The sequence below is a fragment of the Pseudomonas sp. UBA6699 genome, assembly GCF_002454615.1.
In the GTDB taxonomy this organism is placed as follows: Bacteria; Pseudomonadota; Gammaproteobacteria; order Pseudomonadales; family Pseudomonadaceae; genus Aquipseudomonas; species Aquipseudomonas juntendi.
Map to the genome: position 1 here is coordinate 1 of NZ_DKJF01000043.1, position 12,378 is coordinate 12,378.

Consider the following 12,378-nt stretch of genomic DNA (forward strand, 5'->3'; position numbering starts at 1 on the left):
GAGCGATCGGCCTCCCCGGAAGTGCTTCTTCAGCCTGACGAGAATATCTTCTCCCGCCAGGCCAGTCACAACATACAAGCAGCGACCGCAGCTCGCGATGCGCCGCGCGGGCGGCGCTCAATCTCACAGGCGCTGAAGATGCTGCGGCTACCCGTGCCAGAAACCATTCTCCCACAGGTACAGCGCAGCACTCAGGCCCTGTGCTGATCCTGTGGGCTTGCCTGCGACAGGGCCAGTACAGGCCACACAAAAGAAAACGCCCCGAACCAGTCGGGGCGTTTCTGATTACTGCCAGGGCGCCTTACTTGCCTTCCCAGCGCTTGAGCACCAGGGTGGCGTTGGTGCCGCCGAAGCCGAAGCTGTTGCTCATGACCGTGTCGATCTTGGCGTTTTCTTCGGTTTTGCGCAGGATCGGCAGGTCGGCCACTTCCGGGTCCAGCTCGTCGATGTTGGCAGAGCCGGCGATGAAGTTGTTTTCCATCATCAGCAGGCAGTAGATCGCCTCGTGCACGCCCGCGGCGCCCAGCGAGTGGCCCGACAGGCTCTTGGTCGAGCTGATCTTCGGCGCCTTGTCCTTGAATACCTCGCGAACGCCTTTCATCTCGGCAACGTCACCGACCGGGGTCGAGGTGCCGTGGGTGTTCAGGTAATCGATCGGGGTGTCGACGGTAGACAGCGCCTGCTGCATGCAGCGGATAGCGCCTTCGCCACTCGGGGCAACCATGTCGTAACCGTCGGAGGTCGCACCGTAGCCGACGATTTCGGCGTAGATCTTGGCGCCACGGGCCAGGGCATGTTCCAGCTCCTCGACCACCACCATGCCGCCGCCGCCAGCGATGACGAAGCCATCACGGTCTGCGTCGTAGGCGCGGGAGGCCAGTTCCGGGGTTTCGTTGCGCTTGGTCGACAGGGCGCCCATGGCATCGAACAGGAACGACTGGCTCCAGTGCTCTTCTTCACCGCCGCCGGCAAAGACGATGTCCTGCTTGCCCCACTGGATCTGCTCCAGGGCGGTACCGATGCAGTGAGCCGAAGTGGCGCAGGCCGACGAGATCGAGTAGTTGATGCCCTTGATCTTGAACGGCGTAGCCAGGCACGCCGAAACGGTGCTGCCCATGGTGCGCGTAACGCGGTAAGGGCCGACACGCTTGACGCCTTTCTCGCGCAGGGTGTCCAGCGCTTCCATCTGGTTCAGGGTCGAGGCGCCGCCGGAGCCAGCCACCAGGCCGGTACGCGGGTTGGACACCTGCTCTTCGGTCAGGCCGGAATCCTTGATCGCGTCCTGCATGGCCAGGTAGGCGTAGGCAGCCGCGTGGCCCACGAAGCGGTAGACCTTGCGGTCGATCAATTCTTCGAGGTTGAGGTCGATGGACCCGGAAACCTGGCTACGCAGCCCCATTTCCTTGTATTCCGGGTTGTAACGGATACCCGGACGGCTGTTGCGCAGGTTTTCGGTGACGGTAGCTTTGTCATTGCCCAGGCACGAAACGATGCCCAGACCAGTGATAACGACGCGGCGCATGCGAATAACCCTTAGAAATTGTCAGTGGAGGTGAACACGCCGACCCGCAGGCCTTCGGCGGTGTAGATCTCGCGGCCGTCAACGCTGACCGAGCCATCGGCGATGGCCATGTTCAGCTTGCCCTTCAGGACGCGTTTGATGTGGATGTTGTAGGTGACTTTCTTGGCGGTAGGCAAAACCTGGCCGAAGAACTTCACTTCGCCCGAACCCAGGGCGCGGCCGCGGCCTGGCAGGCCCTGCCAGCCGAGGAAGAAACCGACCAGCTGCCACATGGCGTCGAGGCCCAGGCAGCCCGGCATGACCGGGTCGCCTTCGAAATGGCAGGCGAAGAACCACAGGTCCGGGGTGATATCCAGCTCGGCGACCAACTCACCTTTGCCGTACTTGCCGCCTTCTTCGCTGATGTGGGTGATGCGATCGACCATCAGCATGTTCGGCGCGGGCAGTTGCGCATTACCTGGGCCGAACAGCTCACCGCGACTGCAGCGCAGCAGGTCTTCCCGAGTAAAGGCGTGTTGTTTGGTCATGCGAGCTCCTCAATAACCCCCTGTGGCAGGGGATGAATCTTCCCGACCGACCCGAATAACCAACGGCTTCGGGGCGGTAGCCTACAGGTAGACTATTGCGTTGTGGTGAAAGTCACAGCGCACCTGGTGAAAGAAGTACAGGTGTGCACTGAAACGTCTATTTTCAGGGCCGATGAAGGTCCTGTCCAGTGTTTAAGACTGCCGCACTTTAGCATTTATCGCCAGTCGCGGTTGTCTGGCCGGGTAACCAGCGTTGCAGCACGCGCTGCAGTTCGCTGCGGCGCAAGGGTTTGCTCAGGTAGTCATCCATGCCGGCGGCCATGCATCGCTCGCGGTCGCCGTCGAGCGCGTTGGCGGTCAGGGCGATGATCGGCAGGCCTGTGCCGTTGTCCAGTTGGCGAATGCGGCGGGTGGCTTCATAGCCGTCCATGTGCGGCAACCGGCAGTCCATCAGCACCGCGGCAAAGCGCTGGCGGCCCACCAGGTCGACCGCCTCGAGGCCGTCTGCAGCGGTGCACACCGCCAGCCCAAGGCTGCGCAGCATGGCTTCTATGACACTCTGGTTGACCGGATTATCCTCGACCAACAGCACCTTTTTCTGCTCTGCAGCGGCCGCTGGCGGGTCGAGTGGGTGCGGCAGTGGCGCTGGCGCCTGGCTGGCCAGGGCCAACGGCATCTCCAGGGTGAACGTTGAACCCTGGCCCACATGGCTCTCACCGCGCAGCTTGCCACCCATGCGCTCGGCCAGGGTGCGGGCGATCGACAACCCCAGCCCGGTGCCGCCATAGCGGCGGGAAATCGAGCTGTCCGCTTGCTGGAACGCGACGAACATCATTTCCAGGCGGTCGCTGTCGATACCGATGCCGGTATCACGCACGCTGCAGGTCAGCCAGATCAACTGCCGATCAACCACTTGCCAGCGGGCCTCGACCTGCACCTGGCCGCGTTCGGTGAACTTCAGCGCGTTGCCCACCAGGTTCAGCAGGATCTGGCGGATGCGCGTAGGGTCGCCGTTCACCTGCAACTGGCCGATGTCGGCCGGCAGTTGCAGGTGCAGCCCAAGGCCGCGTTGCTGGGCGCTGTGCTGGAAGGACTGGACGCTGCTGGTGATCAGCTCGCCGAGGTTGAAGTCGATGTGTTCAAGTTGCAGCGCGGCGCGTTCGATGCGCGAGAAGTCCAGAATATCGTTGATGACTTTCAGCAGGTGCCCGGTGGACTCGCTGGCCACGGCGGTGTAATCGGCCTGTTCGTTGCTGAGCGGGGTGGTTTCCAGCAATTGCAGCATGCCCATCACGCCGTTCATCGGGGTGCGCAGCTCGTGGCTCATCATCGCCAGGAAATCGGACTTGGCACGGTTGGCCTGTTCAGCCTCTTCGCGGGCCTGGATCAGCTCGGCGATGGTTTGTTGCTGTTCAGCGCTGGCCTGCTCCAGGGCGCTGGCCAGGTTGTTGATGTGGCGCGCCAGGTGGCCCAGCTCGCTGTCGTCTACCACCGGCAAGGGGGTGTTGTACTTGCCTTGCTGGATGGCCTTGACCGCGTGGCCCATGTCGCTGATCGGCTTGGCCAGGCTCAGGGCCAGGCGGCGAGCCAGCAGGAAGGTGAACAGCAGGGCGAACAGCGCGAGGATGCCCGCCTTGATCACGATTTCCTGCTGGCGCTGGCTGAACGCGTCATCGGACATGCCGACGATCACCCGGCCCAGGTAGTCGTCCCCGATGGCCGGGGTGTTGGCTTTGCCCTGTTGCAGAAAATCGTTGTCCAGGCGTATCTGCTGCAGGCGGATGGGCGCCTGGAACACTTCGACCTGCTGCGCGCGGTTGGCGCTTTCGTCGGACTGCTCCACGTAGACCAGGATGTGGTTGCGGCTGTCCTGTACCTCCAGGAAGCGGACGTGCGGGATGCTGAGGGTGGCCCGCATGAGCCCCTCGAGCACTTCGTTGTTACCGGAAATCACCCCGTACTCCGACGCGGGTGCCAGCTGGTTGGCGATCAATTGCCCGGTGTGGTTGAGTTCCTGGCGCAGGTCCTGGATACGAACGAAGGTAAAGAAGCTGATCAGCAGCAAGGTCAGCAGCAGCGCGGGGCCAAGGCTGATGATCTGGGTGCGGGTGTGAATGTCCCAACTCAGGCGTTTGCTGCTCATGGGGTGGGTTCTCCTTCGGCCAGTACCTGGGCGGCGGCGTTCGGATCGATCGGTTCAAGGCCCAGGGCCCGGGCCACTTGCTGGTTGCCGCTGACGCTGTAGCGCTTGGGGTAGAGGCTGCGCGGCCAGCGCGCCGGGGGCTGGTCGAGCAATTGGTCGAGTTCCGCCAGCCAGTCATCCTGGTCGCTGTAGGTGCTGGCCAGTGCGCCGGCGCGGACAAAACCGGCGTTGGGGCCGATCAGCGCCATCTGCCGGCCATAGCTGCTCAGCAGCAGGTTCTTTGCCGTCTTGGAGTTGTACAGGTCAGGGTCGTCCAGCCCCAGCAGGACATCGCTGTTGCCCAGCAGGTGCTGCAATGGCCGGTTGTCGCGTGGGTCGGACCAGTCCTGGGCTACGATTTCCAGGCCCAGCGGCCGTGCCGCATGGCGTAGTTCCTCGAGCAGAAACCCACTGTGCTGGCCGTACAGCACGCCGATACGCCGTGCCTGGGGCAGCAAGTAACGCGCCAGGCGCAACTGACGGGCCGGTGGCGCGTCATTCCACAGGAAGGTGAGAAACGCCGGGCGCGACTTTCCCAGGCGCTGCTCAGCCTGAACGCGGCTGACGCGCATGACCAAGGCCGGTGGCCCGGCGGTTTCGCTCAGGCGCCAATCGAGGGCAGGGTTGTCGAGCAGGATCAGGCGCTGGTCGGCCTTGAGTTTGCCTGGTGATGGCAAGTCGGCGGTGGTCTGGAAGTGCACATGGTCGTGCGGCCTGCGGTTTTCCAGCGCCGCCACGAAGCTGCGGATGCCGGGCTGGTCCTCGGCGCCGATCAGCAGGATCTCGCTGGCCGACAATGGGCCCAGCGGCCACAGGCACAGTACCAGCAGGCGCAACAGCAGGCTCATCAGAACTCCAGCTCCGCGCTGACGCTCAGGCGGTGGCGGCTGTCGTAGCGGTTCTGGACTGCCGTGGTCGGCTCATCGTCCAGGCGCTGTTGCCACAACGCCGCCAGCTCCAGGTTGCTGCCATATACCCGGAAACGCTTGGCCAGGCGCAGGTCCAGGCGCTCGTAGCGGTACGCGTTGAGAGCATCGTCGCCGTAGTAGAACAGCGCGCTCGACCAACCTGCACCCCAGTCGCGCATCCACCCGGCCGAACCGCTGTTGCGGGCGCTGAGGCGGCGATCGTCGGGGTTGCTGGCCCAGGCATCGACATAGGCGTAGGTCAGGCGCAGGCGGTCGCGCAGGGTAGGGCGCCAGTCCAGTTGTGCCTCGCTGCCGCTGAAGCGGGCCTTGTTGGCGTTGCTGGCGATGTACTGGTTGTTGCGCAGCGGCTCGCTGATCATGCCGGTGATCTCGTCGTAGAACAGCTTCACGTCCATGCTCAGGTCGATGTCGCTGAAATAGCCGTTGTAGCCCAGTTCGCGCGAGCGCATGCGCTCTTGCTCGAGGTCGCCGGGGCCGCGGGTCTTGACGAAGTATTCGCCGTTTTGCAGGCCGAATGCATTGGGCGTGAGGTTCTTGACCGTGTAGCTCCAGTTGACGTTGTTCTCGAACATGTCGGGCGAGCGCACGGCCTCGGAATACACCGCACGCAGGCCATGGCGCGGGGTGATCAGGTAGTTGACCGCCACACGCGGGGTCAGCGAGCTGCCGGACAGCTGCGAGTCCTCGAACATGGCGCCGCCCTGCAGGATCCAGTGCTCGTCGGCGCGCCATTCCAGTTGCCCGAACAGGCGCCAGGTCTGGTCGTCGACGCTGCCGTTGAAGTAGGTCTGCGAATCGGCCCGGTCATAGCGGTAGTTCATGCCGCTGAGCAGGCGCAGGCTGTCGGTCAGGCTCAGGGTGTCCTGGATTTCCAGGTCGTAGCGGGTTTCGCGGGTACTCTGGTCAACATCGCCGCATACCTGTTGCTTGCCGCCGTTCTGCCATTGCTCCTGCACTTTCTGCAAAAGCCCTTGCAGGGCCGGGTCGTTCGTGGCCAGGGGGGCACCTGTGGCAATGCCGCGCGCCACGCTTTCGGCAAAGTTCGGGTTCAGTTGCCAGAGCTGGGTCAGCTCGGGGCTGAACGACTGCACCGCATCACAGGCGCGCCACACTTGCTGGCGGTCAAAATGTTGCGCCGAGCCCTGAACATAAAGGCTGTGTTCAGCGCTGAATTCCTTGGTCCAGCGCAGCGAGCCGGCGTAGTCCTTGGCGTTGACGTCGGCGTTGTTGCCGGCTTCGTACTGCTGGAAAACCGGCTGGTAGGTGTAGGGCCGTTGATTGCTGCCTTCTTTGGCCGCAAGTTGCCATTCCAGGGTCTGGTCGTTGGCCAGGGTGTGACTGGCGCTGAGGTTGAAGCGGTTCAAACGGCGGCTGTCGCGGTAGTCCTGGCCGAACTGGTTCTCGTCGAAGCCGTCGTCGCGCTGGCCCGATACCGACAGGCGCATGTCGCCGCCCTCCCAGCCGAAGCCGTGGCTGAGGTAATAGTCGTTGATGCCATCCTGGCCGCGGGTCAGTTTCATCCGCGTGCCATGGCTGTCGGCCGGGTTGCGGGTCAGGATGTTGACCACGGCCATCAGCGCGTTGGCGCCATAGCTGACCGTGTTCGGGCCACGGAACACCTCGATACGCTCGATATCCTCCATGGCCAGGGGAATGTCGCTCCAGTCCACCGTGGCCAGGCCGGCGCGGTACACCGAGCGGCCATCGATCAGCACCTGCATGCGCCGCGCGTCGCTGGCGTTGCTGCCATGGTAGTTGACCGTGGGCTGGTTGCCGGCGCCGTAGCCGATCATCATGCCCGGTACCAGGCGCAGCAGCTCGGGGATGTCACGGGCACCGCTGGCGCGGATCAGTTCGCTGTCGATGACGGTCATGCTGCCCGGTACCGCTGCCGGCGACTGTTTCAGGCGCGTGGCGGTCAGAACCTGGGGCAGGTCGGTGTTGTCGATGAACAGATCCTCGGCCACGGCCGGGCTACCGAGCAGGGCGGTCAATATGAGCAGACGCGGGAAAGGGGGCGTGCCAGGGAACACAGAGCAGCCTTGTCTCAGGATGGAAACAGGCATGGTAACCGACCTTGGCGCAATTGCCAGTGACCCGCCTCAAGCTTCTGGCTGCAGGCATGCCGCGCCAGGCTTTTCTCGCTGCCGGTAGCTCGAAGCTTGCAGCTTGGCTTTATAATGCGCCGGTCGCCACTTACTTTATGGCTTTAACGGATTGAATATGACTGAACAGCAACCTGTTGCAGTTCTGGGCGGCGGCAGCTTCGGCACCGCCGTGGCGAACCTGCTGGCGGAAAACGGTGTGCCGGTGCGCCAATGGATGCGCGACCCGGCCCAGGCCGAGGCCATGCGTGTCAATCGTGAAAACCCGCGCTACCTCAAGGGCATTCGCCTGCACGACGGGGTGGAACCGGTCAATGACCTGCTGGCCACCTTGCAAGCCAGCGAGCTGGTGTTCGTGGCCCTGCCATCCAGCGCATTGCGCAGCGTGCTGGCGCCGCATGCCGAGCTGTTGCGCGGCAAGGGCCTGGTCAGCCTGACCAAGGGCATCGAGGCGCAGAGCTTCAAGCTGATGAGCCAGATCCTCGAAGAGATCGCCCCCCAGGCACGCATCGGCGTGTTGTCCGGGCCCAACCTGGCCCGCGAAATTGCCGAGCACGCGTTGACTGCCACGGTAGTGGCCAGCGAACACGAAGCGCTGTGCCAGCAGGTGCAAACGGTGTTGCACGGGCGTACCTTCCGCGTTTATGCCAGTGCTGACCGATTTGGCGTGGAGCTGGGCGGGGCGCTGAAGAACGTTTATGCGATCATCGCCGGCATGGCCGTGGCCTTGGGCATGGGCGAAAACACCAAGAGCATGCTGATTACCCGTGCCCTGGCCGAAATGACCCGCTTTGCCGTCAGCCTGGGCGCCAACCCCATGACCTTCCTGGGCCTGGCCGGGGTCGGTGACCTGATCGTCACCTGTTCGTCCCCCAAAAGCCGCAACTACCAGGTGGGTTTCGCACTGGGGCAGGGCCAGAGCCTGGAGGAGGCCGTTACCCGCCTGGGCGAAGTGGCCGAAGGCGTCAACACGCTCAAGGTGCTCAAGGCCAAGGCCCAGGAGGTGCAGGTGTACATGCCGCTGGTGGCGGGCCTGCATGCCATTCTGTTCGAGGGCCGCACGCTGAACCAGGTCATCGAGCACCTGATGCGTGCCGAGCCCAAGACCGACGTCGATTTCATTTCCATCAGCGGCTTCAACTGAGCCGAACAGAGCAAGGAGCGGTACATGAACGATACCCCGGAGCGCGCCCAACGCGAGTCGATCATCCTGCGGGTGCTGTGGATGCTGGTGTTCCTGGTGGTTTGGCAACTGGCTGAATTGCTGTTGGGCGGCCTGGTGCTGGTGCAACTGGTCTACCGCCTGGTGTATGGCGCACCCAGCGCCAGCCTGATGAATTTCGGCGACAGCCTGAGCCAGTACCTGGCGCAGATCGGCCGTTTCGGCACCTTCCATACCGACCAGAAACCCTGGCCGTTCGCCGATTGGCCAGCAGCGCGTGCGCCGGAAGGCGAGGCGCCGCACGCCGTAGCCCCGGCCCCGCACCCCGTGCGGGACGAGGAGCCCAAGCTGTGAAACTGTGGGTACTGCGCCACGGTGAGGCCGAACTGCGGGCCAACAGCGATGCCGAACGGCGCCTGACTGCGCATGGTCGCGAGCAGGTGGTGCGCAGCGCTGCCCATCTGCTGGGGCAGCCATTGCAGGCGATCATCGCCAGCCCTTATGTGCGGGCCCAGCAGACTGCGGCGCTGGTGCACGAGACCCTGGGGTTTGCCGAGCCACTGCGCACCGTGCCTTGGCTCACACCAGAGGCCGATGTGCAGCAGGTCATCGGCGCAATCGAGCGGCTGGGGCTGGAGCATGTGCTGCTGGTCAGCCATCAGCCGCTGGTGGGCAACCTGGTCGGGCTGTTGCAACATGGCCACCTGCAACAGCCAGCGGCCATGAGCACGGCCAGCCTGGCCGAGCTGGAAGGGGAATGGCCCCTGGCCGGGCTGATGACCCTGAAGGCGCTCAACGCCCCTGCCTGAGCTTGCGGGGACCTGGGGCCCCAATACACCGAGATGGCAACTGACATTTTTGCCAGTTGTCCCTCGCGTCGACTGCTTGATAGCGTTGCCCGAAAACCAGCAGTCAGGGAGCGATGCATGAGCGGTGCGATGTGGGAGCTGCTGTGCTCCCTGGACCTGCAACCCACCATAGACCAGGTTGACCAAGGCGTTTCGTTGGACTTCGCCCAGTACAGCCTGCTGCGCGAGGCTGCCGACGCCAAGTTCTACCAGCTGATGCGCAAGGTCGAGGGTTATACGGTGCCGGGGCCGATCGCCCGGCCACAGAGCGAGCACGACCTGCAGACCCTGCAGGATGCCTGCCTGCGGGTATCCCATCTGCTGCAGTCCAGCTGCCTGGCCCTGCGCCGGCTGCAGCTGGATTACCAGGACCAGCGCCTGGCCCGTGAGGCGCTGCAGAGCCAACTGGCCTACATGCAGGCCTGCCTTCGCCGTTCACTGGAGAGTTTCGACCACGCTTCATGGCCTGATAGCCGCCGCCGATGACCTTTCCGGGCATTGCCGAACCGGCTCGCCATGCCGACAATGGGCCATCATTCCCGTCCGGATCAGGCGCCATGTCGCAGCAGATCTTTTTCGCCCATGCCAACGGTTTTCCCTCGGCCACCTACGGCAAGCTGTTCGCCGCGTTGGCGCCGGACTATCAGGTCCAACACCTGACTCAGCACGGCCATGACCCGCGCTTTCCGGTGGATGACAATTGGCAGAGCCTGGTCGATGAATTGCTGCACCACCTGGCGCAGCAGGAGCAGCCGGTGTGGGGCGTAGGCCATTCGCTGGGTGGGGTTTTGCACCTGCACGCGGCGTTGCGCTGCCCCGAGTACTACCGTGGGGTGGTCATGCTCGACTCGCCTGTGCTGACCCGTGCAGACCAATGGTTGCTGCGCACCGCCAAGCGCTTCGGCTTCATCGACCGCATCACCCCGGCCGGGCGCACCTTGGGGCGCCGTCAGCTTTTCACGGACCGCGACAGTGCCCGTGAGTACTTCGCCGGCAAGTCCCTGTTTCGCCAGTTCGACCCCGACTGCCTGGACGCTTACATAGAGCATGGCCTACAGGCGATGCAGCAGGGCCTGCAACTGCGCTTCGACCCGGCCACCGAGATCAGCATCTACCGCAGTATCCCGCATACCAGCCCCGCCCCGGCGCGACAGTTGCAGGTGCCGCTGGCCATGGTGCGCGGTGACCGCAGCAAGGTCATCCGGCGCCACCATGCCCTGGCGGTGCGTGGCATGCCGCAAGGGGAGTATCACAGTGTGCCAGGGGGGCATATGTTCCCGTTGGAGCGGCCTGCCGATACCGCCAGCCTGCTCAAGGGCCTGTTCGACCGCTGGGGCCAGGCATGAGCGCGCAGGTCGAGGAAGTTCGCCTGAGTTTGGGCCACATCGAACTGGCCGCGCATCTGTTCGGGCCTGTGGACGGTCTGCCGGTGATCGCCCTGCATGGCTGGCTGGACAACGCCAACAGCTTCGCCCGCCTGGCGCCGCTGTTGCGCGGCTTGCGCATCGTTGCCCTGGACCTGGCCGGGCATGGCTATTCGGAGCACCGCCCGCCAGGGGCCAGCTATGCCCTGGCCGACTACGCCCACGATGTACTGCGGGTGGCCGAGCAACTGGGCTGGCAGCGTTTCGCCCTGCTGGGCCATTCGCTCGGCGCCATCATTGCGGTGCAAGTGGCCGGTGCGTTGCCGGAGCGGGTCAGCCACCTGGCCTTGATCGACGGCGTTATCCCACCCACCGGCGCCGAGCAGGATGCCGGTGAGCGCCTGGGCATGGCGTTGCTGGCGCAGCTGCGCCTGGATGGCAAGCGCAAATCGGTGTACACCACCCTCGAGCAAGGTGTGCAGGCGCGCATGAAGGGCATGGTCGCGGTAAGCCGGGAAGCGGCCGAACTGCTGGCGCAGCGCGGGCTGATGCCGGTGCCCGGGGGCTACAGCTGGCGCAGCGACAGCCGCCTGACCCTGCCTTCGCCGTTGCGCCTGAGCGACGCCCAGGCCATGGCCTACGTGCGCCGGGTGAATTGCCCGGCGCAACTGGTGATTGCCGCCGACGGGATGCTGGTGCGCCATACCGCATTGCTGGAGCAGCTACCCTTTGAGCAAATGACACTGCCGGGTGGCCACCACCTGCACTTGAACGATGAGCAGGGCGCGGCCCTTGTCGCAGACTGTTTCAATCGCTTCTTTGGCTTTGCTTGACTTGCACCGGACAAGTGTCGAGGCTTGGCGGGTTGAAAGGGAGACAACCATGCAATTGCCAGACAACCTGGAGCTTCACCTCGGCGCACGGCGCCGCCTGGGTCGCCGATGAGCGCGCCCCTGTCCATCCGCACCGTTGCAGCTGCCTGCCTGGCATTGGCCAGCCCGCTGCTGTGGGCTGGCAGCCTGCCGGTGCCTGCAGACGCCAACGTGGTCGACCAGCGCCCGGCCGTGGAGCAGGAGCGCGTCTACCCGCTGGGCCCATTGCGCAAGATCAGCGGCCGCCTGCGGGTTGACGACAAGGTCGAAAGCCGTGGCCAGGTCAGCTCGGTCACCTACGAGCTGCCGGTCGAACGCACCGCCCGCGAAGCCTTCACCAGCGCCCGCGAGGCGCTGCAGCGCGACGGTGGTTACCCGCTGTTCTGGTGCCAGGGCCGCGATTGCGGCGAGGCCAGCCTGTGGGCCAACGAGGTGTTTGCCAATGCCCGCCTCAACGGGGGGGACGAACAACAGGCGTTCATCCTGCTGCGCCGTTCGGCAGAACAGGCCGACACCCTGGTTGCGTTGTACAGCGTTACCCGCGGCAACCGCCGTGCGTATTTGCATGTGGAAGAGTTCGTCGCCGACAGCCCGTTGGGCGACTTGCTGCCCACGGCGGCCACGGTGCTGCGTGAAATGCGCGATACCGGCAAGCTCGACTACCCGGACCTAGCGGCACCCCAGCCTGCCTGGGCCAACCTGCTGGCACGCAGCCTGAACCTCGACAGTACCCTGCGTGCCAGCCTCAGCGGCGTTCAGGCCGAAGCCTGGCGCGAGGCGCTGATCAAGGCCGGGGTGCGCAACGGTCGCCTTGAAGTGGGCACTGCGCCTACCACTGGCTTGCACCTTGAACTGATTCGTTGAGCG

General features: G+C 64.5%; 13 protein-coding genes. 8 read left to right on the plus strand and 5 right to left on the minus strand.

What is annotated here, in order from left to right; genetic code table 11:
* The coding region (locus B3361_RS07930) for a hypothetical protein (protein ID WP_286920157.1) at positions 1-207 on the plus strand (207 nt) is incomplete at its 5' end.
* Between the two features lie 94 nt (positions 208-301).
* Here the strand turns inward: B3361_RS07930 and fabB are convergent.
* From fabB to B3361_RS07955, 5 genes are all read right to left on the minus strand, one after another.
* Positions 302-1,522: a beta-ketoacyl-ACP synthase I gene (fabB, locus tag B3361_RS07935; RefSeq protein WP_029887743.1), complete on the minus strand. Its 1,221-nt coding sequence runs from the start codon at positions 1,520-1,522 to the stop codon at positions 302-304.
* Positions 1,523-1,533: 11 nt separating this feature from the next.
* Entirely contained in the window at positions 1,534-2,049 is a 516-nt protein-coding gene (gene fabA, locus B3361_RS07940) for a 3-hydroxyacyl-[acyl-carrier-protein] dehydratase FabA (protein ID WP_008089108.1), read from the minus strand.
* Between the two features lie 208 nt (positions 2,050-2,257).
* Positions 2,258-4,192, minus strand: a complete 1,935-nt coding sequence (locus B3361_RS07945; protein ID WP_029887742.1) for an ATP-binding protein — start codon at positions 4,190-4,192, stop codon at positions 2,258-2,260.
* Entirely contained in the window at positions 4,189-5,079 is an 891-nt protein-coding gene (locus B3361_RS07950; protein WP_009683175.1) for an ABC transporter substrate-binding protein, read from the minus strand. The genes B3361_RS07945 and B3361_RS07950 overlap by 4 nt, the downstream gene beginning before the upstream one ends.
* Positions 5,079-7,226, minus strand: a complete 2,148-nt coding sequence (locus B3361_RS07955; protein ID WP_154211390.1) for a TonB-dependent receptor plug domain-containing protein — start codon at positions 7,224-7,226, stop codon at positions 5,079-5,081. The genes B3361_RS07950 and B3361_RS07955 overlap by 1 nt, the downstream gene beginning before the upstream one ends.
* Before the next feature lie 157 nt (positions 7,227-7,383).
* Between B3361_RS07955 and B3361_RS07960 the strand changes: the two genes are divergently transcribed.
* The 7 genes from B3361_RS07960 (at position 7,384) to B3361_RS07990 (ending at position 12,375) form a co-directional block, all read left to right on the plus strand.
* Positions 7,384-8,409: an NAD(P)H-dependent glycerol-3-phosphate dehydrogenase gene (locus B3361_RS07960; protein ID WP_009683173.1), complete on the plus strand. Its 1,026-nt coding sequence runs from the start codon at positions 7,384-7,386 to the stop codon at positions 8,407-8,409.
* Positions 8,410-8,433: 24 nt separating this feature from the next.
* A complete protein-coding gene (locus tag B3361_RS07965; RefSeq protein ID WP_029887739.1) occupies positions 8,434-8,781 on the plus strand; it encodes a DUF4389 domain-containing protein in 348 nt (115 codons plus the stop codon).
* A complete protein-coding gene (gene sixA / locus B3361_RS07970) occupies positions 8,778-9,236 on the plus strand; it encodes a phosphohistidine phosphatase SixA (RefSeq protein ID WP_054904245.1) in 459 nt (152 codons plus the stop codon). Before B3361_RS07965 ends, sixA begins: the two co-directional genes overlap by 4 nt.
* A 117-nt stretch (positions 9,237-9,353) precedes the next feature.
* Positions 9,354-9,761: a hypothetical protein gene (locus tag B3361_RS07975; protein ID WP_371105749.1), complete on the plus strand. Its 408-nt coding sequence runs from the start codon at positions 9,354-9,356 to the stop codon at positions 9,759-9,761.
* A gap of 71 nt (positions 9,762-9,832) precedes the next feature.
* Entirely contained in the window at positions 9,833-10,621 is a 789-nt protein-coding gene (locus tag B3361_RS07980; protein WP_054904243.1) for an alpha/beta fold hydrolase, read from the plus strand.
* Entirely contained in the window at positions 10,618-11,472 is an 855-nt protein-coding gene (locus tag B3361_RS07985) for an alpha/beta hydrolase (protein ID WP_009683168.1), read from the plus strand. Before B3361_RS07980 ends, B3361_RS07985 begins: the two co-directional genes overlap by 4 nt.
* Positions 11,473-11,580: 108 nt before the next feature.
* Complete coding sequence (locus B3361_RS07990) at positions 11,581-12,375, plus strand: DUF4892 domain-containing protein (protein WP_047149932.1); 795 nt, start codon at positions 11,581-11,583, stop codon at positions 12,373-12,375.
* Positions 12,376-12,378 lie beyond the last annotated feature (3 nt).